Annotated in this window: 22 protein-coding genes and 1 pseudogene; 5 read left to right on the plus strand and 18 right to left on the minus strand. The window is 69.0% G+C overall.

The window, feature by feature from the left end; translation table 11 throughout:
• The first annotated feature begins 257 nt into the window (after positions 1–257).
• Positions 258–1,403, plus strand: coding sequence for a mandelate racemase/muconate lactonizing enzyme family protein (locus ABT061_RS16610; protein ID WP_350917721.1), 1,146 nt, complete (start codon positions 258–260; stop codon positions 1,401–1,403).
• A 166-nt stretch (positions 1,404–1,569) separates the two neighbouring features.
• On the opposite strand, the gene ABT061_RS16615 is transcribed toward ABT061_RS16610, so the two are convergent.
• The 11 genes from ABT061_RS16615 to ABT061_RS16665 all read right to left on the minus strand — a co-directional run bounded on the left by ABT061_RS16615 (position 1,570) and on the right by ABT061_RS16665 (position 13,815).
• Entirely contained in the window at positions 1,570–2,577 is a 1,008-nt protein-coding gene (locus ABT061_RS16615; protein ID WP_350917724.1) for a dihydrodipicolinate synthase family protein, read from the minus strand.
• A gap of 1 nt (position 2,578) precedes the next feature.
• Entirely contained in the window at positions 2,579–3,604 is a 1,026-nt protein-coding gene (locus tag ABT061_RS16620) for an NAD-dependent epimerase/dehydratase family protein (protein ID WP_350917727.1), read from the minus strand.
• Positions 3,591–5,036 (minus strand): beta-N-acetylhexosaminidase, encoded by a 1,446-nt coding sequence (locus ABT061_RS16625; protein WP_350917730.1) that lies wholly within the window; start codon positions 5,034–5,036, stop codon positions 3,591–3,593. The genes ABT061_RS16620 and ABT061_RS16625 overlap by 14 nt, the downstream gene beginning before the upstream one ends.
• A complete protein-coding gene (locus ABT061_RS16630; RefSeq protein ID WP_350917733.1) occupies positions 5,033–5,803 on the minus strand; it encodes a sugar phosphate isomerase/epimerase family protein in 771 nt (256 codons plus the stop codon). The genes ABT061_RS16625 and ABT061_RS16630 overlap by 4 nt, the downstream gene beginning before the upstream one ends.
• Complete coding sequence (locus ABT061_RS16635) at positions 5,800–6,807, minus strand: Gfo/Idh/MocA family protein (RefSeq protein ID WP_350917735.1); 1,008 nt, start codon at positions 6,805–6,807, stop codon at positions 5,800–5,802. Before ABT061_RS16635 ends, ABT061_RS16630 begins: the two co-directional genes overlap by 4 nt.
• A gap of 29 nt (positions 6,808–6,836) precedes the next feature.
• Positions 6,837–7,649, minus strand: a complete 813-nt coding sequence (locus ABT061_RS16640) for a carbohydrate ABC transporter permease (protein WP_350917738.1) — start codon at positions 7,647–7,649, stop codon at positions 6,837–6,839.
• Positions 7,642–8,574: a carbohydrate ABC transporter permease gene (locus ABT061_RS16645; RefSeq protein WP_350917741.1), complete on the minus strand. Its 933-nt coding sequence runs from the start codon at positions 8,572–8,574 to the stop codon at positions 7,642–7,644. The genes ABT061_RS16640 and ABT061_RS16645 overlap by 8 nt, the downstream gene beginning before the upstream one ends.
• On the minus strand, positions 8,571–9,863 hold the full coding sequence (locus ABT061_RS16650; protein ID WP_350917744.1) for an extracellular solute-binding protein: 1,293 nt from the start codon (positions 9,861–9,863) through the stop codon (positions 8,571–8,573). The genes ABT061_RS16645 and ABT061_RS16650 overlap by 4 nt, the downstream gene beginning before the upstream one ends.
• Before the next feature lie 49 nt (positions 9,864–9,912).
• Positions 9,913–11,031, minus strand: coding sequence for a GntR family transcriptional regulator (locus ABT061_RS16655; protein ID WP_350917747.1), 1,119 nt, complete (start codon positions 11,029–11,031; stop codon positions 9,913–9,915).
• 161 nt (positions 11,032–11,192) lie between these two features.
• Positions 11,193–13,400 (minus strand): Ig-like domain-containing protein, encoded by a 2,208-nt coding sequence (locus tag ABT061_RS16660; protein WP_350917750.1) that lies wholly within the window; start codon positions 13,398–13,400, stop codon positions 11,193–11,195.
• A gap of 160 nt (positions 13,401–13,560) precedes the next feature.
• Positions 13,561–13,815 carry a substrate-binding domain-containing protein gene (locus ABT061_RS16665; RefSeq protein WP_350917753.1) on the minus strand — a complete coding sequence of 85 codons (255 nt, stop codon included), beginning with the start codon at positions 13,813–13,815 and terminating at the stop codon, positions 13,561–13,563.
• A 38-nt stretch (positions 13,816–13,853) separates the two neighbouring features.
• Here ABT061_RS16665 and ABT061_RS16670 point away from each other — a divergent pair, with 38 nt between their 5' ends.
• Positions 13,854–14,225 (plus strand): hypothetical protein, encoded by a 372-nt coding sequence (locus ABT061_RS16670; RefSeq protein WP_350917756.1) that lies wholly within the window; start codon positions 13,854–13,856, stop codon positions 14,223–14,225.
• On the opposite strand, the gene ABT061_RS16675 is transcribed toward ABT061_RS16670, so the two are convergent.
• From ABT061_RS16675 to ABT061_RS16685, 3 genes and pseudogenes are all read right to left on the minus strand, one after another.
• The gene (locus ABT061_RS16675; protein ID WP_350917759.1) at positions 14,219–14,479 is read right to left on the minus strand and encodes a hypothetical protein; all 261 of its coding nucleotides are present in this window, start codon (positions 14,477–14,479) and stop codon (positions 14,219–14,221) included. The two genes, ABT061_RS16670 and ABT061_RS16675, sit on opposite strands and share 7 nt — an antisense overlap.
• Before the next feature lie 59 nt (positions 14,480–14,538).
• Positions 14,539–14,718, minus strand: a pseudogene (locus ABT061_RS16680) (NUDIX domain-containing protein); the annotation flags it as partial.
• A 3-nt stretch (positions 14,719–14,721) separates the two neighbouring features.
• Positions 14,722–15,462 carry a helix-turn-helix domain-containing protein gene (locus tag ABT061_RS16685; RefSeq protein ID WP_350917762.1) on the minus strand — a complete coding sequence of 247 codons (741 nt, stop codon included), beginning with the start codon at positions 15,460–15,462 and terminating at the stop codon, positions 14,722–14,724.
• Between the two features lie 154 nt (positions 15,463–15,616).
• On the opposite strand from ABT061_RS16685, the gene ABT061_RS16690 reads away from it, so the two are divergent.
• Together ABT061_RS16690 and ABT061_RS16695 are read left to right on the plus strand one after the other, a co-directional pair.
• Entirely contained in the window at positions 15,617–15,832 is a 216-nt protein-coding gene (locus ABT061_RS16690; protein ID WP_350917765.1) for a hypothetical protein, read from the plus strand.
• On the plus strand, positions 15,829–16,005 hold the full coding sequence (locus ABT061_RS16695; protein ID WP_350917768.1) for a hypothetical protein: 177 nt from the start codon (positions 15,829–15,831) through the stop codon (positions 16,003–16,005). Before ABT061_RS16690 ends, ABT061_RS16695 begins: the two co-directional genes overlap by 4 nt.
• A gap of 340 nt (positions 16,006–16,345) precedes the next feature.
• On the opposite strand, the gene ABT061_RS16700 is transcribed toward ABT061_RS16695, so the two are convergent.
• The gene (locus ABT061_RS16700; RefSeq protein ID WP_350917771.1) at positions 16,346–16,642 is read right to left on the minus strand and encodes a hypothetical protein; all 297 of its coding nucleotides are present in this window, start codon (positions 16,640–16,642) and stop codon (positions 16,346–16,348) included.
• A 578-nt stretch (positions 16,643–17,220) separates the two neighbouring features.
• Positions 17,221–17,469 carry a hypothetical protein gene (locus ABT061_RS16705; RefSeq protein ID WP_350917774.1) on the minus strand — a complete coding sequence of 83 codons (249 nt, stop codon included), beginning with the start codon at positions 17,467–17,469 and terminating at the stop codon, positions 17,221–17,223.
• Positions 17,470–17,614: 145 nt separating this feature from the next.
• Here ABT061_RS16705 and ABT061_RS16710 point away from each other — a divergent pair, with 145 nt between their 5' ends.
• Complete coding sequence (locus tag ABT061_RS16710) at positions 17,615–17,974, plus strand: tyrosine-type recombinase/integrase (RefSeq protein ID WP_350917777.1); 360 nt, start codon at positions 17,615–17,617, stop codon at positions 17,972–17,974.
• A gap of 14 nt (positions 17,975–17,988) precedes the next feature.
• On the opposite strand, the gene ABT061_RS16715 is transcribed toward ABT061_RS16710, so the two are convergent.
• Together ABT061_RS16715 and ABT061_RS16720 are read right to left on the minus strand one after the other, a co-directional pair.
• The gene (locus ABT061_RS16715) at positions 17,989–18,294 is read right to left on the minus strand and encodes a hypothetical protein (RefSeq protein ID WP_350917780.1); all 306 of its coding nucleotides are present in this window, start codon (positions 18,292–18,294) and stop codon (positions 17,989–17,991) included.
• A 2-nt stretch (positions 18,295–18,296) separates the two neighbouring features.
• Positions 18,297–18,611 carry a hypothetical protein gene (locus ABT061_RS16720; RefSeq protein WP_350917783.1) on the minus strand — a complete coding sequence of 105 codons (315 nt, stop codon included), beginning with the start codon at positions 18,609–18,611 and terminating at the stop codon, positions 18,297–18,299.
• Positions 18,612–19,345 lie beyond the last annotated feature (734 nt).

The raw sequence follows: 19,345 nt of genomic DNA on the forward strand, positions 1-19,345 counted from the left end.
AGCCGGCCTGCGGCCCCATTGACTCACGGCAAGGACGGGCGCATCCGGGCCCGGGACCGCCGCGGAGGGCGTCTCGCCGGGGCGCCGGCGACGACGCGGGCGTACGCGAGCCAGGCAGGGCGGGATTCAGTCCACGCCGGAACTCGACAACAGGGGCAATGAATTCATTCCATTAATTCGTGAGCCATTTCCGGCATGCTAGGTTTAGGGCATTGCCATAAAAGAAATAAGCATGAATTCATTCCATTGGGAGAATCATGGATTCGCTGGTCATCGAGCGGGTGGAGACATTCGTCGTGGAATTGCCGACCATCCGGTCGTTCAGCATTTCCGGAGGGAGTGTCACCACGGCGGGAAGGCCCGCCGAACGGGTTCTCGTCAAGGTGACGGCCGGAGGGCAGACCGGCTGGGGGGAGGCGACGCCGACGCCCGCCTGGACCTACGAGACCGTGGAGTCGATCTCGACGACGATCGACCGCTACCTCGCTCCCGCGCTGATCGGACGGCCGGCGTGGGATCTCGACGGCGCCTGCGCGGCCTACGAGAGGGTGATCAACCGGGGGCTGACGATCGGCTCGCCCATCGCCAAGTCCGCACTCGACATCGCGCTGCACGACCTGCTCGGCCGGGCGCTCGGAGTCTCCATCGGCCTGCTCTGGGGCCAGCGCCGCGTCGACCGCATCACGCTCGGCTGGATCGTGGCCGGCCAGACCCCGGCCGAGGTACGGCAGGCGGTCGAGGAGGGCCGGGCGCAGGGCTATCACGCGTACAAGGTCAAGGTAGGCCTGCACGACGAGGCGACGGACGTCTCTGTCGTGGCGGCGGTCAGAGAGGCGGCCCCGGACGCGCCCATCTGGGTGGACGCGAATCAGGCCTACACCGTGGACGGCGCGTTGCGCATGGCGCGCAGGCTCGCCGACCTGGACGTGTCGGCGTTCGAGCAGCCGCTGCCCGCCAACGACGTCACCGGGCTGCGCAGGCTGCGGGACCGGAGCCCCCTGCCCGTGGCGCTGGACGAGAGCCTGCGCCATCCCTCCGACCTGGCCACGTTCGTGAAGCTCGACGCGGTCGACATCGCCATCGCCAAGGTCCAGCGTTCAGGCGGTCTCACGCTGTCCCGCCGGCTGTGCCAGCTCGCCGAGGACGCGGGGCTGCGCATCATGGGATCGGGGCTGACCGACACCGATCTCGGGTTCGCCGCCTCGCTGCACCTGTTCGCCGCGTTCGGCGTGGACACCCCTGTCGACCTCAACGGACGGCAGTTCGTCCACTCGGCCTACGTCGGGGGGAGCACGGTGGAGGTCGTGGACGGCACGGCTCTGGTGCCCACGGGGCCGGGACTCGGCGTCGAGGTGGACGAGGACGCGGTCCGCGCCCTCTCCACGGCGCACTGGAGCGTCTGACGAGTCTGACAAGGTGAAGCCGCCGCTCCCTGACGAGAGCGGCGGCTCACCGAATCGCCTGCGCGGCCCGGGGCCGGGGATGCACTCCCCAGCCCCGGCCTCAGCACCCCAGGCCCCGCGGCCTCGGTCTCCCGCCTCGGCGCCCAAGGCCGGGGTTCACCTGTGGTCAGCGCAGCCAGTCGTCCAGGTGGGCGGCGACGAAGTCGTCGTCGACCAGCCAGGGATAGGCGGCGCCGACCCGGGCGATCTCCTCGGCCTGTCCCGGGGACAGCCCTTCGGCCGGATCGAGGCACCACGTGCCGGCCATGAGGCCCTGTCCGCGCAGCACCTCGTGGACTCCGGCGATGCAGCCGCGGAAGCCGCCCGCCACGTCGAAAACGGCGCCGTTGGCGTCGGTGAGGTCGGCGGCGCGGGCCAGCAGGGAGCGCAAGACCCGGTCGTCCCCGGCCCACGCCCGCCGTACCTCCTCGAACATGAGCACCGCCGCGCGGGTCCACACCGCCCACTGGCCGAGCAGGCCGCCGACGAGGCGGCGGCCCGCGACCGGCGTGAGCAGGTCGGCCAGGATGTTGTCGTCGTTGCCGGTGTAGAGCGCGATGTCGTCGCCGCGCCCCGACTCGGCGACGGCCCTGACCACCTCGACCGTACGGTAACGGTCGAAGGGCGCCATCTTGATCGCCACCACGGAATCCTGCTCGGCCAGCGAGCGCCAGAACGGCGGGCTCAGCCTCCGACCGCCCACCGCCTCCTGCAGGTAGAAGCCGATGACGGGCAGCACCTCGCCCACGGCCCTGGCCCGGTCCAGCAGCTCCGGCTCGTCGGCGCCCGGCACCTGCGGGGACAGCAGCACGGCGTCGTAGCCCAGTGAGGCCGCGAGCTCCGCCTCGGCGACGGCCTGGGGCGTGTCGCCGCACGCTCCGGCTACCATGACGAAGGGCCGGTCGGGCTCCTTCGCGACCACGTCGGCGGAGATCTCCAGCACCGGCCGGAGCAGCCCTGCCTGGCGGATCTCGAACTGCGTCGTATGCACCGCGACGGCCACCCCGCCCGCCCCCGAGGCGAGGTAGTAGCGGGTGAGCGCGCGCTGGCGACGTTCGTCGAGCGTGCGCTGTTCGGTCAGCGCCAGCGGGTGGGCGGGGATGACCGTCCCCTCCCTGAGCAGGTCGATCGACATCTCAGAACCCCCCGTCGCGCACCGCGAACTTGGTCGGCTTTCCCGAAAGGGGCAGCCCACGCGCCAGCCAGGCGGCCTGCCACGCGATCAGCGTGTCCAACGGCACGTCCGGATAGCCGAACAGGCCGTGGCAGCGGGAGGCGTCGTTCAACAGCGCCGTACCACTCTCCTGGCCGTGGAAGGTCGCTTCGACGCCGAGCGCGGCGGCGAGCCGGGTGGCCGTGCGCCGTACCGAGGCGGTCTCGGGACCGGTCAGGTTGAGCGTGAACGCCTCCGGAGCCCGCGCGTGCAGCAACGAACGCAGCGCGACCTCGTTCGCATACCCCTGCCACACGACGTTGACGTGCCCGGTCGTGACGTCGACCGGCTCGCCCGCCACCACATTGGCGGCGATGTCCGCGATCACGCCGTAGCGCAGGTCCACCGCGTAGTTGAGGCGCAGGATCGCGACCCGGGTGCCGTACGTGGCGGCGGCGTGTTCGAAGATCCGCTCGCGGCCGAGGCAGCTCATCGCGTACTCCCCCACCGGTCCCGGCTGGTCGCCCTCCGCGCTACCTCCGGAGGCCACGTCCACCAGCGGGTACACGTTGCCGGTGGAGAACGCCGTGATCGCCGAGTCGCGGTAGCGGCGGGCGACGGCGGCGGGCAGCGCCGCGTTGACCGCCCACGCCTGGTACGGCGCGGCCGACGTGCCGAACTTGGCGCCGACCATGAAAACGACGTTCGCCGCGTCGGGCAGCCCGGCCAGGTCGTCGCCGCCCATCAGGTCGTGGCGCACCACGTCGACGCCCTGGTCCGCCAGCGCCTTGGCGGCGGCGTCGTCCGACCAGCGCGACACGGCGTACACGCGGGCGGACTTCCGTCCCGCGGTGTCCAGCGCGCGCCGGGCCAGCCGGACCAGGCTCGGCCCCATCTTGCCGCCGGCACCGAGCACGACGAGGTCGCCGTCCAGCTCGCCGACGTCGGTGACCAGCGCGGCCGAAGGAGTGGCCAGCCGGTCCTCAAGTTCCCGCTCAGAGGTGAACATGTCGCGCTCCTTCGTCGTGTGGCCGCCGGTAGCCCACGCCCAGGCGGTCGAGGAGCGGCAGGTGGGCGGTCAGCCGCCGGGTGAAGTCGCCGAGGTCCCGGCCGGAGGACCAGGCGGCCTCGGCGACGGCGCAGAGGCGGGGAAAGGCGTTGTAGTCGAAGCGTTCCCGCGTGGGGAGGTACTCGCCCCAGAGCTGGGCCTGCATGCCGAGGACCCCCTCCCCCGCGTCGAATCCGTAGACGGTTTCCAACGGAAGCGGCCCCGCGATGCTGACCGGCTCTCCGGGAGCGTCCGATTCGGCGTAGTCGAGGTAGGTGTGCGTGTGCGGGGCGGCGACCACCTCGTGGCCCGCCCGCAGAGCCGCGTCGATCCGGTCCACGCCCCGCCACGCCATGATCACCATGTCCTCGGGCGGGCCGTGGTCGAGCATGTCGTCCCAGGCCACCGCGCGGCGGCCGAGCCCACGCAGGTGATCGGCGAGGAGCCGTCCCCACCAGCCGTGCAGCGCGGCCGGCCCGGCGAGCCCGGCGCTCGTCACCCGCCGCGCGGCGTCGGGACTGGCGGCCCATTCGTCGCTGCGGACCTCGTCACCACCGATATGGACGAATCGGGACGGGAACACGTCGCACAGCTCGTCGAGCACGTCGCGGGCGAAACCAGCGGCGCGGTCGCTCACGTTGAGCACGTGCGACGAGATGCCCCACGAGGTCCGCACCTCGACGGGTTCGGCCGGCGAGTGGCCGAGCCAGGGGCAGGCCGCGATCGCGGCCTGGGAGTGTCCGGGGAACTCGATCTCGGGGACCACGGTCACACCGCGGGCGGCCGCGTAATCCACCAGGTCGCGCAGCTCCCGCTGGGTGTAGAAACCCCCGTGCGGGGTGCCGTCGAACCTGCCCTCCCGTGCGTGGCCGGCAGGGGACTCGGCGCGGTGGGCCCCGACCTCGGTGAGCCGCGGGTGCCCGCGCACCTCGAACCGCCAGCCCTGGTCGTCGGTGAGGTGCAGGTGCAGGACGTTGAACTTGTGCAGCGCCAGCAGATCCACGTACGCGCGCAGGAACGAGACCGGGCGCCACCATCGGGCCACGTCGATCATGACGCCGCGCCAGGCGTACCTGGGCACGTCGCGGACGGTGCCGCACGGCACGCCGCCGGGCCCACCGAGCTGGCGCAGCGTCTGGACGCCCCAGCGCAGGCCCGCGACGCCCGCCGCGCCGATCTGGACCCCTTCCGGGGCGACGGTCAGGGTGTACCCCTCCTCCCCCAGGGACGCGTCGTCCACGAGGCGGAGGGTGATCTCCCCGGGACCCTCGCCGTCCGCGGCCAGGCCGAGCAGCTCCCGCGCCGTGTCGGCGTGCGGACCGCGCACCCACGCGCCCCGGTCCAGCGGGAACAGCCCCTGTCCCGGGGTCGACGAGGCCACCTGCGGGATCATCGCCCGATCACCTGGCGGAAGGCCGTGAGGGCCTCGCCTATCGGGGGCGCGTCGGGATACCACATGCGCTCCCACTCCAGCGCGAGGTATCCGGAGTATCCGATGCGGTCGAGCTCGGCGAGCACGCCGGGCACCCCGACCGCGCCCTGTCCCGGCAGCACCGGCGCGAGCTCGGTGGGCGCCGCCGCGTCCTTGATCTGCACGTGCCGCAGGTAGGGCGCCAGCGCGTCCGCCGTGTCGGCGGCCATCTCCCCCGCGCGCCACGGGTTGACCACGTCCCACAGCGCGCCGACCCGTGGCGAGCCGACACCGGCGAGGACCCCGGCGATCGCCTCGCCGGTGAGGAAGACGTCATGGGTCTCCAGCAGCACGTCGACGCCGTTGTCCGGCAGCCGGTCCGCCACCTCCGCGAGCCTCCGAGTCGCGGTGGTGGCCGGGTCGTCCTGCCCCTCGACCCCGCCGAAGACCCGCACGTACGGCGAGCCGAGCGCCTCGGCGACCTCAACATGGCGCAGCACCTCGGCCACGGGATCGCCATCCGGCCGCGCCACGCGGGTGTAGGAGCAGACGGCGACGATCTCGATTCCGGCGGCGTCGAAAGCGCGCGCGACCGCGCGCAGGTCGCCGGGCGATGTGTCCGGGGAGACGATCTCACCTTCGGCGCAGCGCAGCTCCACGCCGGCGCAGCCGTACCGGGCGGCCACCGCGATCACCTCGTCGGCGGGGGCGCCCGGCATGCCGAGCGTGCTGAACGCGAGCGGGTTCACATCTGTCCCTTCACTGTGACGGTGGAACCTTGACGGGCGGACTCGTAGACGGCGAGGGCGACATCCAGGACGGACAGCGCGTACTCCGGCGTGACCTCGGGCGCGGTCCCCGCCGCGCAGGCCCGCGCGAAGTCGGCGAGCTGCGCGGCGAACGCCCTGGACATCTCACCGGGTTCGGGAGCGGCCACCTGGGTGGCGACGCCTCCGCGGAAGGACCAGACGCCCTCGCCTCGGCTGATCCGTACCGCGCCCTCCCCGCACACGATCTCGGCCTCGTCGGTGAACGGCAGGCCGGTGCCGGTGACGGAGATCGTCGAGCGGGTGCCGTCGGCGTGCCGCGCCAGCGCGACCGCCTCCGTCTCCACCGACCCGCCGGCGGCTCCGGCGATGTGGCCGGTGACCTCGACGATCGGCGAGCCGACGAGCATCTGGAGCTTGTCGATGCTGTGGGTGCCGACGTTGAGCACGATCCCGCCGCCGGCCATGCCCGCGTCGAGGAACCAGCGAGGCCGCGCGGGGTCGGCGTAGTCGGCGGTACGCCGTTCCGAGGCCACGACGACATGGCCGAGTTCGCCCGAGGCGAGGTAGGCGGCCGTGGCGCGCAGCGTCGGGACGAAGCGCAGGACGTGCCCGACCGCGAACACGACGCCGACCGCGCGGCAGGCGTCGATCATGCGGATCGCGTCCTCGCGCGTGGTGGCGATCGGCTTCTCCACGAGCACGTGCAGCCCGGCCGCGGCGGCGTCCAGGGTGATCGGGGCGTGCAGGGCGTGCGGGACGGTGATCACGACCGCGTCGAGGCCGCCGGCCTCGATCATCGCCCGATGGTCGGTGAAGACGCGGGCGCCGGCCTCCGCGGCCAGCTTCTCCGCCGCCTCGGCCCGCACATCGCACACCGCGACGACCTTCACCTGCCCGGCCGTCTGCCGTGCGGCGGCCACGTGGAACTCGGCGATGGTGCCCGCGCCGATGACGCCCAGGCGCAGCCCGGATGTTGTTGTCACGATTTCCTTTCTGGATCGGATGGGGAACTTCAGCCCTTGAGTCCCGCGGACATGGTGCCGCGGACGAAATAGCGCTGGGCCAGGACGAACACGACGAGCATCGGCAGCAGGCTCATCATGGCCGCGGCCGTGACGAGCTGGTCGTTTCCGACGAACTGGCCCTTGAGGCTCAGCACCCCGACCGGCAACGTGTAGTTCTCGGGTGAGGTGAGGTAGATGGTGGGTTCCAGCACGGCCTTCCACGACGTGGTGAACGTGAAGACCGCGAGCGTGGCCAGGGCGGGCTTGGCCAGCGGGAGGTGGATCCGCCAGAACACCTGCCAGGGATTGGCGCCGTCGAGGCCCGCGGCCTCCTCGAAGTCCTTGGGGATGCCGAGGAAGGTCTGCCGCATCAGGAAGATCCCGATGGGCGTGGCCAGCCAGTACGGCACGATGAGCGGCAGCAGCGTGTCCAGCCAGCCCAGCGAGCGGAACAGCAGGAAGTTCGGGACGATCGTGATGACGGTCGGCAGCATCATGGTCCCGAGGGCCATGGTGAGCAGCGTCTGCTTGCCCGGCAGGCGCATCCTGGCCAGGGCGTGGCCGACCATCGCACTGGTCAGCACGTTGCCGGCCACGGCGAAGACCGCGATCACGAGGCTGTTGACGAGGTAGAGCCCGAACGGGGTGCGCCGCCACACCTCCGCGTAGTTGTCCCACTGGACCGGATCGGGGATCCACACCGGCGGCACCTGGATGTACTGCGCGAAGCTCTTGAGCGAGTTCCCGAGAGCTGCCACGAAGGGCAGCAGCATGACCAGGGCGCCCGCGAGGACCAGGACGTAGGAAGCGGTCTTACGCATAGTGCACCCACCTGCGCTGGAGCCGGAACTGCACGAGGGTGAGCGCGAGCACCAGCACGAACAGCACCCACGCGATGGCCGAGGCGTAGCCCATCTGGAAGAACTGGAAGCCCTGCCGGTAGAGGTGGAGCACGGTGAGCTCGCTCGCCCCGTGCGGACCTCCGTCGGTCATCACGAAGACCTGCTCGAACGACTGCAGCGTCTCGATGGAGGTGAGCACCAGCACCAGGAAGGTGGTGCCGGAGATACCGGGCAGGGTGATGTACCGGAACCGGTTCCAGGCCGACGCGCCGTCGATCTTCGCCGCCTCGTAGCGCTCCTCGGGGATGGCCTGCAGGCCCGCGAGGAAGAGCACCATCATGTAGCCGACGCCCTTCCACACCGCGACCGCCGCGAGCGTGGGGATCACCAGCGCGGGATCCTGCAGCCAGTTCTCGGCGGGCAGCCCGAAGAAGCCGAGCACCTGGTTGGCGATGCCGGTCTGCGGGTTGAAGACCGCGTCCGCGACGTACGCGACGACCACCCACGAGGAGACGACCGGGACGAAGTAGGCCGCGCGGAACAGGGCCATGCCGCGCAGCCGCTGGTTGAGCGCGATCGCCAGGCCCAGGGCCAGGGCCGTCTGGGTCGGCACGAACAGCACGGCGAAGTACGCGGTGTTGCCGAGCGTCCGCCAGAAGAGGCCGTCGCTGAAGAGCCGGGTGAAGTTGCCGAACCCGACGAACCTGGGCGAGGACATCAGGTCGTAGTCGGTCATGCTGAAGAACAGCGAGGCCAGCAGCGGCCAGGCGGCCAGTGCGACCAGGTGGAGCAGGTAGGGCGAGGCGAAGGCGAACGCCCAGGCCCGCTCCCCTGTGCGCCGTTTCCGGGCGGGTGGCCGCGGCTCCGCGGCCACCTTCCCGGCTCGCCTGGTGAGCACCGTCACTGCGTCTGCCCCGCGTAGAAGCGGTCGATGACCTCCTGGGCGTCCTTCTGCCCGGCCGTGAGCGCGGTGGCGACGGGCGTGGCGCCCGACAGCGCCTCGTTCATCCGCTTGGCCAGAGCCTCGGTGTACTCCGACCACACGGCGTTGGCGCCGAGGTCGGTGGCCGCGTCGAGCGATTCGAGGAACGCCGGGCCGCGGTCGGCGGGCAGGGCCGTGGAGGCGACCTTCTTGTTGATCGGGATCGCCTCGCCCAGCTCGGCCCACTTGCGCTGCGGGCCCTCCCCGGAGAAGAAGGTGATCCACTTCCACGCCGCGTCGACCTGCGCCGGCGAGGCGGCCTTGCTGACCACCCACGAGTTGACGATCGCGATGTTGCCGCGGCCGGCCGGGCCCTTCGGCAGCGGCGCCACCCCGAAGTCGACGCCCGCGCTCACCGCGGGCAGGGTGCGGGCGTAGATGCCGTACGACATCGCGACCCGGCCGGTGGCGAACAGCGTGTGGACGACGCCCTTGCCCAGGCCCTCGGTGGTCACGTAGTCGGGGGCGAACCCGTCCTTGCCCGTCGCACCGAGCATCCAGTCGAGCGCGGCCTTGGACTGAGGGCTGTCGACGACCACCTTGCGGTTGTCGTCGGTGACGATGTCGCCGCCGAACGCCTTGACGATGGGCCACCAGCTCTCGGTGAAGCCCGGCGAGTAGGCGCGGAAGCCATACGTGTCGGGGATGCCGTCGCCGTTGGTGTCCTTGGTGAGCTTCTTGGCCGCCGCGGCGAGGTCGTCGTAGGTCCAGTCGGCCGTTGGCTCGGCCACCTTGGCCTCAGCGAACAGCTTCTTGTTGTAGAACAGCACCGGTGTCTGGGCGCCCTGCGGGAAGCCGTAGATCCGGCCCTTGGCGTCCCGGTTCATCTCGATGCCGAAGTAGTCGTCGGCGTTGACGGTCTTGACCCGGTCGCCTAGGTCGGCGAGGGCGCCGCGCGCCGCGAACTCCTGCACGAGCACGCCGTCGGACAGCCACACCTGCGGCGCCTGCCCGCCGGCGATCTCGGTCCGCAGCTTCTCGAAGAACTTGACGTACGGCGCGACCTCCAGCTGCACCTTGATCCGCGGGTTGGCGGCCGTGAACTCCTTGACGAGCTCCCGCATGGTCGTGTCTGCGGCGTCTCCCGCCGCGGCGTAGAAGCCGAGCTTCAGGGTGACCGCTCCCGAATCGTCGGCCGAGCCGCCACATGACGCCGTGCCGGCCACGGTGAGGACGGCCACCGCGGCGGCGGCGAGCATGCGCACTCTCATTGGGTCCTCCAACAGGAAAGGGGAAGGGGGGTGAGGATGACGGCCGGCGTCACATGGGGACGCGGACCTCGACGAGGCTGCCGGCGGCGGCGCCACAGGAGGCCCGTACGGCCAGGCGGGGCTGCAGCACGACGCGGCAGACCGGGGCGACGGGACCGAGCTCGATCCGGCGGAGCAGCAGCTCGGTCGCCATGCGGCCGACTTCGGCCTTGGGCGGCGACACCGCGGTGAGCGGCACCTCGGACAGGTCGGCGACCTCGTCGTCGTAGGCGACCACGGCGATGTCGTCGGGGACGGTCAGGCCGACCCGGCGCAGGTAGGGCAGGAGCGCGGTCGCCTCGCGGTCGCCGAGACACACCACCGCGCGCACCTTCTCCGTGACCAGCGAGTTGGCGTATGCCAGCATGTCGGGCCCGGTCCAGACGGGCTGCCTGGCCACGGCCTCCGGGATCTCCGGCAGCCCGAGGTCGGCGACGGCCTGGCGGTATCCCGCGAAGACATGCTCCGAGGTTGCGGTGCCGATCCGGCCGAGGTAGCCGATCCGGCTCCGGCCGAGCCGGCTGAGGTGCTGGACCGCCGCGTAGCCGCCGCCGTGCACGTCGGTACAGACATAGGACGTCGAGTCGGCCGGGCGGGGGTCGGCCGGCCTGCGCTCCACCAGCACGTACGGCACGGGCAGCTCGCGCAGCCGGGCCAGGTGCGCGGCGGGGTCGGCGACGAGGTGCAGGTTGGGCACCAGCAGCAGACCCGCGACCCCGACGTCGACGAGCTGCTGGATCTGCGCGAGCTCGACGCCGGGGTCGTAGTTGGAGCACGCGAGCACGAGCTGGACTCCGGCGGCGGTGGCCGCCCGCTCGATGCCCTGGACGACCCGGGGGAAGTAGTAGGTGTTCGACGGGACGAGCGCGCCGATGAGCCGCGGCCTGGCCCCCGTGGTGACGGAGGTGGTGGTCACGAAGGTGCCCGACCCCTGCCGGCGCCGGACGAGTCCCTCCTCGACCAGCAGGTCCACCGCGCGGCGCACGGTGTTCACCCCGACCGAGTAGGTCTGCGCCAGCTCGGCCTCGGTCGGCAGCCTGCCGCCGACCGGCCAGCGACCCTGCACGATTTCCTGCCGCAGGCGTGCCGCGAGGGTGCGGAATCGCCTTCCCTTTGGGAGGGAATTCATTCCATCAGGTGGCTCCATAACGGGATTCTTCTCGTCATATATGTGCAATGTCAACCCTAAATTCACGCCCTATTTCGCGCTGAAAAGGAATGAATTCCTGCCTTGATGCGTACGTGAAAGGGCCGCCTCCGGCGGGAGACGGCCCTCCGGCGGACGCGGCGTCACCAGCGGGCGGTGACGCCCCTGTCCTGGTCATAGGCGCCGGCCCAGTAGCGGCCGGGCGAGGTCAGCCGGTGACCGGCGAACCCGACCTCGCCCGTCGGCTGCTTCAACGCCTCGGACGTCGCGGTGGCCCAGCCGTCGGCGTTCGCGGTCACCGTCACGTAGCGTCCGGCGGAGAAGGTGAACCGCCCGCGCACCGTCGCGGCCACCGGCTCCCCGGTCTCCTTGTCCACGACGCGCAGCCGTACCCGCGCGGTGCCGCCTTCCAGCGTGACGGCCATCGACTCCACCACCATCGGACGCAGGTCGGTGGTCGCGGTCGTCACGGCGACCGGATCGGACGCGGGGCCGCGGTGTCCCGCCACGTCCACGGGCACGATCCGGTAGGTGTAGGCGGTACCGGGCAGCAGCCCGGCGTCGGTGTGGGTCAGGCCGCGCGCCTTGCCGGCGAGCGTGCCCGGTCCGGGGGTGAAGCCCGGCTCCGTCGATCTGTGCACCTCGTAGAAGTCGACCTCGGTGTCGTCGTAGGCCCGCCCGTAGGTCAGGTCGACCGTGGCGTGGTCGAACGCGACGGCCTTCGGCGGCGACTCGACGCCCGTGGGCGGACCTGAGTCGGCGGGCGGCGCGGGCCACTGCGCCGAGGGGCCCCAGATCGTGGGCAGTTCCCGGTAGGAGTCGTAGTGGTGGAGCGCCACCCCGGCGAAGGCGGGGCTGCCCGAGAACGCCTGGTAGACCTTCGCCAGCTCCGCCTCCATCGCGTTCCTCCCCTCCTCCCGGAAGGTGATGCTGGACGGGTCCCCGCTGGTCGCGATGTCCAGCGTCTCCACCCCGACCACCACGGAGAGCGGCTTGCCGATGCTCTCGGCGTAGGCCATCTCGCCCTCGGCCTGCGCGATGATGCCGGCGCTGCCGTCCGCCTGGTCCCGGTAGTCCATGATCGCGATGTAGTCGGACATGTCCTGGATGTGTTCGGCCATGGTGCGGGTGGTCCCGCCGTACGGGATGTCCGTGCAGCAGGCGGAGGTGTCCAGCCACCGGGGTACGGCGGGGCCGAACAGCAGGGGCTGCCCGGACGCGTCCCGGCGTGCGATCATCGCCCGCAGTGTGTCCAGCCACTGGATCTGCACGTCGGGCTTGGCGCTGCCGAACCAGGGCAGGATGTAGGGCTCGATGTCGACGTTGATCCCGTCGAAGCGCTCGGCCGGCGCCGACGAGAGGTTGTAGTCGAGAACGCGCTCCATCTCCCCGACGGCGCGGTCGCGATAGCGGGAGAGCGCGCCGAGATAGGGCGGGCGCGTCCCGCCGGCCACCGTGGCGTGCACCTTCATCCCCCGGCCGTGCGCCCAGGCCACGAGGTCGCGCAGTTCGGGGCGCGCGTCCTCGATCATGTCGCGCCCGGCGTACGTGTCCACTCCCAGGTAGATCGTCGAGTCGGGCGCCAGAACGGTCTCCAGCAGGCGGCGCGACCTGGGGTTGAGCACCAGGTTGTAGGAGGCCTTCTCCCAGATCCACATCGCCCGGTCCTGCCGGTGCGGCGCCGGGCGTTCCTTCTTCACCGCGCCGAGCGCCACGTACCGGGTGGCCGACCTGGACACGTGGCCGCGCGCGTCGACCGCCTCGGCCTCCAGGCTCGCCATGACATCGCCGTACTTGGCCGGCTTCACCAGCGTCACGTACCGCCCCTTGGCACCGGACGCGCTCTGCCAGGGACCGCCGTTGACCCGGACCCGCACCGAACGCACGTCCGCGCCGGTGACGTCAACCCGCACCGTCGTGGGCCGGGTGAGCCTCGCCCCGTCAGCCGGCTCGGCGATCGACACCTTCGGCGCCCTGGCCGGCGGGTTGTCCACCCGCAGCGTCAGCGGCTGCGACCACGTGCCGTATCGCGTCTCCGCGTTCGTCGCCTTGGCGTAGATCTCGACCTCGCCGTCCATCGCGCTGGTGTCCAAGTCGTAGGACCACGTGCCGGCGTCGTCGGCGTCCGGATCGCTCACCCTGGCGCGCTCGATCCGCTCGCCGTTCACCACGATGGTCACGTCGTACGCACCGGTGAACCGTCCGGCGAGCCGTACGACGCCGGGGGCGGCCTCGGAGGAGTCGATCACCACCGATGACGGCCCCGCAGCGCGGGCGGCGGCCGGGACGGCCGGCGTGCTCGCCAGGGCCAGCACGAGCGCCCCGGCAATCCTCAAGAGCCTTACAGGCATGGAAGCCACCTCCACAGGAATGAATTCATGCCGAATTACGAACCATCCGGACATGGGAATCCGCGAGTCGGCAAACAATAACCCCAGAAGAACGGAAGAAGAATGGCATGAATTCGCACCCCGTCCTGCCTGCGCAAGAGCGACGGTCGGCACGCTCGGATCAGGCGTCTCCAGTCGACGCGCGCCCCCGCAGCTTGGCGGAAAGGATGATCGGCCCCGGCGCGGTCTCGCCGTTGAGCCGCGCGATGAGCAGCTCGACGGCGGCCTTGCCGGAGTTCTCCGGCGCGAGATCGAGGGCCGTGATCGCGGGTACGGAGTGGCGGGTCTGCTGCGCGTCCGACCCGGCCTGTACCGCTTCAAAAGTCGTCGCAGGGTGCTCGACCTGCAGGCCGACCTGAGGTGGCGGTGCGGGCAAGATCGGTTCTTGTGGCTCTCCGTCTCCTCTACTTACTCATGATTCGGTTGTTCGGCCGGCTGGCGCTACCGGGTCGAAGCAAAGCGATCAAGAATATCGAGATCATGATGCTCCGTCATGAGGTGGCGGTGCTGCGGCGTCAGGTCGCTCGCCCGAAGCCGGACTGCGCCAATCGGGCGGTGCTGGCCGCACCGGCGAGGTTCTTGTCGCCCGCCCTGCGTGCTCATCTGCTGGTCACACCGGGCAGGCCGCTGGCGTGGCACCGTCGCTTGGTCCAACGCCGGTGGACGTATCCGAACCTGCCCGGTCGACCCCGGACAAGCAAGGAGATCCAGGATCTGGTGGTGCGTCTGGCGCGGGAGAACCTGGCATGGGGATATCGACGTCCGGCTCGGCTATCAGGTCAGTGAAGCGACAGTGAGGCGAATCCTGCGAGCCGGCCGGGTCCGGCTTCCCGAAACATCGACACCTCGTGGCGAACGTTCCTGCGTACCCAGGCGAAAGGGCTGCTGACCTGCGACTTCTTCCACGTCGACACGATCTCCTTGAAACGCCTGTACGTCCTGTTCGTGATGGAGGTGGCGACCAGGCGCGTGCACATCCTGGGGGTGACCGCGAACCAGACCGGAGCCTGGGCGGTCCAGCAGGCCCGTAACCTGCTCATGGATCTGGGGGAGCGGGCCGGTTCGTTCTGCTTCCTCCTCCGGGACCGGGATGCCAAGTTTCCGGCAGGGACTCGCCCAGGTCGATCGCTCCGCCGGGGACGGCCCAGTTGTCGTTGTCGGTGCGGTGGATCATCAGGATGTCCCCGGCGTCGTTGACGACCACGACGTTCACCGAGGGGACCAGGCTGTTGGGCGCGGGCGCTGAGGGGTCGTCGTGGAAGTCCAGCCGGCGGGCCATGGCTCAGGACTCTGCCGGGGTGGCCCGGTTCCAGACGGCTTCGAAACTGTCGACGTAGGTCGAGACCATGTCGCCACCGGTGACCTTGCGCAGGTGCATGACCGGCGCATCCGCGGCGAACCTGCCGTAGACGTGGGTGTTGACCAGAAGCTGGTCGTCACCGCGGTAGATGGAGTTGTACAGAATGGTGTCGTGCAGCCGGATCTCCACCCCATCGCGCTGCCCCAGCGACCGGTAGAGGAGCAACGCCATCCTGCTCTGGGCGGCCATGCCTTCCTCAAGGCCGCCGTCCGCGCCGCGCCGCGCGACCTCTGTACAGGAGGGATCTCCGAGCAGGATCCGCACCCGTACACCCGCCTCCGCTTTCTCGGCGAACAGGCGCATGATGCCGGTGTCCTGGGCGATGAAGATGCCGCTGTAGACCAGCACCCCGATCTCCCGTTCGGCCGCCGAGAACAGACGTCCCCAAGCGTCCTTGGGAACGGCCCAGCGGTGCGGATAGACGGTGACGATCTCGCTCTCGGACACCGCTGCGGTCTGCTGGGAGGTCAGTGCGCCCGGCCACAGGTACGCCTCCTCCAGGCCGAGGAGTTTGGCGACCGCGAATCGATGCTTTCGGTACGGTACGCGGCCCTGGGTGATCCATCGCTCCACGGTCTTGGCGTCGACTCCGACGGCCTCGGCCAGCGCGTCGACCGTGGTCCCGTGTTCGAGAAGGGCCACCCGTAACCGCTCGTTCGCCATCTCACCTGCCCGTAGGAGGGGACGTTCAGGGACCCGGCAATCGTAGACCGGACGTCTGGAACATGTCCCATCCTGTAGTGATCTCGTCCTGACTCTCTGTCGCACTCTCGGTATCGCACAGCACCACCGACAGCGACCGAGAGGAGAAACGACAGTGATCAACTACACCCGGCCGATCGACGAGACCCCCGCCTACGGGTGCGGCGCACTCTTGGAAGAGGGACAGTTCCTGTGCCGCAAGTGCCGGGCGCGAGAGCGTTGGATCCGGCGCCAGGGAGCCAAACGCACGACGACCAAGCGGCGCGAGGAAACCCGGCGCCCGGCCGGCCGTCCGCGCGACATCACCCGGGCAGGGGTGAGCTGGACGTGACCACGCTCCCGCTGATCATCGGCCTCATGCTCGGCGTGGCCGTGTTCGTCGGCTACGTGTTCGTCCTGATCGGGATGCGCCAGGAGGACCGGCGGATGCGCCTGGGCGATACCCCGCCGAGTCGGGCAGCGGGTCTGGCCCGGCGGGTGACCGGCTGCCACGTCCGGGGATGACCCCGCTACCGACGGTCGGCCAACGTCGACTCGACCCGCGCGAGCCGCTCCGACAGATCCCGGACCGTGGCACGAATCTCGGTGAGGCCATCGGAGGCCGGTGAGGTCGGCGCGGCCGACACTGGCCCCACCGAAGACGAGAGCGTCCAACCGTGACGTTGAGGACAGGGCGGACGAGTCGGCCTGTAGGCCGGGTTCTAATTCCGCAGGATTGTGACCTGCACCGGAACCGGAGATGTGGCTTCTGAGCTGCAAAAACGCTGCCGTCGTTTGACACTGCCTGCCGCTGCCTGCCGACGCGATGTGCCCTCAATGTGCCCTGTCCGTTGAGCCTCACTGATCACCGGAGCAAGTCGAGCCTGCCCTGTGCACGCTCTCTGTCCTCGTCCGTGAAGAGCTCCGCAAACTCTTCTTTCAGCACGTGCGCCTCCACGGTGAGATCGAGGCGTCCATGACTCCGCAGGAATTCGAACCCATCCGAGATCTGGTCACTCCACAGGAGTTGCTTCGCAGCGGCTAGTCCCCCGCGGTCCGACACCATCTGGATGAAGCGGTTCGCAGGATAGCTGAGATCCCGCTTGGCGGTCTGGTAGATATCAACCATTGCGCGGTGAAACCGCCGCTCCGTCTCGTTCACGCTCCGCCTCCAACCATCTTCGGAGAGTCTCACATAAGAGTCGGGCGGTCCATGCCTTCGATGTGAATACGATGGGTGTGGTCGCCTGCAGCACACTTGACCCCCAGGACGTTGGAGTAGGCGTTCTCGCAGTTCAATGGCTTTCAGGTAGCGATGGACAGCGTCTGGTGACGTGCGGGTGGTTCGGCGCCGTGCATGACGCGTGGTCCCCGCATGGTCCCCGCTTGTTGCTCTCTTGAGCGGCCTTCTTAACTATGTAGATCACGTAGCCATCGAGATCGAATTGTCGGTGAGACCGGCTACGTCCTTCGTGTGTCGAGCCTTGTGACCCCCGCCCGCGAGCTCATCAATCAGATCGGGCACCTTGCGCCGCGCAGCCAATGGGGCACCACTCCCCTGCATCGCCCTCTGCTCCCAAAGCAATCCTGATGTCAGTTTGATCTGCTTTGAGAGACGGCTTGTCCTAGTGTGCCCGTCCGCTGTCGTCCACCGGTGTCCGTGGGCGTCCACGGTCGTTGTCGCGCAGTTAGTCTCTCCGGAAAAGAGCTGAGCCGTCACGGATCAGATGTAGACCGCGATCAATGCTTGTTGCGGCGGGACTTCTTAATATGCAGATAGATGATCTTTGCGTGTTGCTTCCACATGATTGCGCCAAAGAGGATGGAGCCGATGCCGGATAGGTAATCCCACCAGTCCTTCGCGTAGATCAGATCGTCCGCTCCGAAGATGACGAGTGCTGGTCCGCCGATGAACGTCCACCAGCCCGTCCAGAAGTCATCGCTCTTACTGGGAGGTAGAGCTTCAGATTCGTCGGACGGCGCAGTCATGATCACACGGTAACCAACAGCGGAAGCCACTGCATAGGACGGACGTCCGGATCCTCCCCTGCCTGATCTTCCCCTCTGCCGCGTCCACCTGCCAAAGAGGATGCTCGCGACCCCCAAGAGCCCGGCTTCGGTCCGCGATGTGCCTATGCCGGTCTTCCTCTCCGAAGCACTCAAAAGCCACATCACCGATCGGTCCCCTACCGACGTACTGTGCCGTACCTCCCGTGGCAACCTGATCCGGCGCGACTACTTCGACACCAATATCTGGAAGCCTGCGGTCAAGGCGGCCAAGCTTCAGCCAGACACCACGTTTCACGACCTGCGACACACCTTCGCGAGCACGGCTCTTGCCGCTGGTGTGCCCATCTCCGAGGTGTCCCGGTGGCTCGGTCACGAGTCCATCACCACGACCGTGGACCTCTACGGCCATCTCGTCCCGGAAGCCTCCCAGCGGGCGCGCACGGCCATGGACAAGGCGTTTGCCCAGGCGATTCGGAAGAGCTAATCCAGTCCAGACTGCTAATCCTCATCCGGGAAGTCGTCTTCGTCGAAGATGTTGATTAGCTCAAACTCGGGCGGATCCTCCGCCGGCCAGAAACGGACCAGTACGACCAAGCTGTCCCGGGGCCGGAACGCCTTGATGGGGAGAATAGGCTGATCATTTGCCAGATCCTCGGGCGGATGCCACCTGTTGCGCCAATTCCCATCGGCGATCGTTCGTAGAACCTCGCAGACAAGTTGCTGATCACCTTCCTTGGGCTTAGCCGATTCCCACCACTGCGCAAGTATTTGTTCACTTCCCGCTTGGAGCCGGAGCTCCGCCATAGTCACTCCATGAGTCGGTTTAGCACCTCTTCGATGTCCAGCGCCTCGCCCGATCCGCTAGGGCCTTTGGGAGCGTTTTTCAGTGCTTCCGCATAGGCGGGGATACCGCGCAGATGAACGGTCGCGAGGAGATTCTTTGCGAAATCCGTGAGGTGGTCAATGTCCTTGGTCCGCTCGAAGGCCAGCACCGCGCGGTAGGAGCTGCGCAGGAGTTCTCTCTGTTCGGAGGGCCGAAGTCCATCAATCGTCTCCATGGCCCGTTCGACCGCAGGGTCATCATGGGAAACAGAACCGGGTGGGAAGAATTCGTCTTTCATGGCTCCTTGCTCCATTGTCCGGCTTCCTTCTGGGACTCAAGGGAAAGCAGCGATTACCGGTGTCTTCCGAAAACAGAAGATGGCCGGAAACGGACAATTTCCCAGGCAGAGCCCGCCAAGATCGAATCATATCCATTTGATCGAACATCTATTCGATTCAACCCTACGCCTCGGTAGCGGCTGGTGCCAGCCGTTTCAGGCCACCCTGACGCGACGGGACGACTCTCAGTTCCGTTTCGACCAAACGGGTTGGTCTCGTGAACCGAGCGGGGCCGGCGGGCGTCTTCATGATCTCTCGGGTGAAGGTGCCCTAGATGTGCCCTGATCTTGCCTGGCGGATGCTCCACGCCTGGTCAGAGGGTTAAGGGCGGACGAGTCGGCCTGTAGGCCGGATTCTGATCCCGCCCACCTCCGACCTACGACTCGCTCAACGATCCACTCTCTGACCTGCGAGAACACCGCCGTCCTCTGCCACTGCTCTCCACCGTCTTCCAACGCCGTGTGCCCCCGATGTGCCCTCGTGCCATGCCGTCAGACGCGCGCCTCGCCCTCCCCCACCGCCGCCGTCGCGTGAACCGACTGCCGCCACTTCAGCGCCTTGGGAACGTCCCGGTACTCCAGCAGATCCCTGACCTCCGCAGGCGTGGCACGGAAGAACTCCCGGCGCAGGTTGACCCTGTTGTCCTGCTGAAGCCGGTGAAGTCGCCGTTGATGTTGACGCTCACCGTCTTGCC

Source organism: Streptosporangium sp. NPDC002544 (assembly GCF_040295965.1).
Classification (GTDB): domain Bacteria; phylum Actinomycetota; class Actinomycetes; order Streptosporangiales; family Streptosporangiaceae; genus Streptosporangium.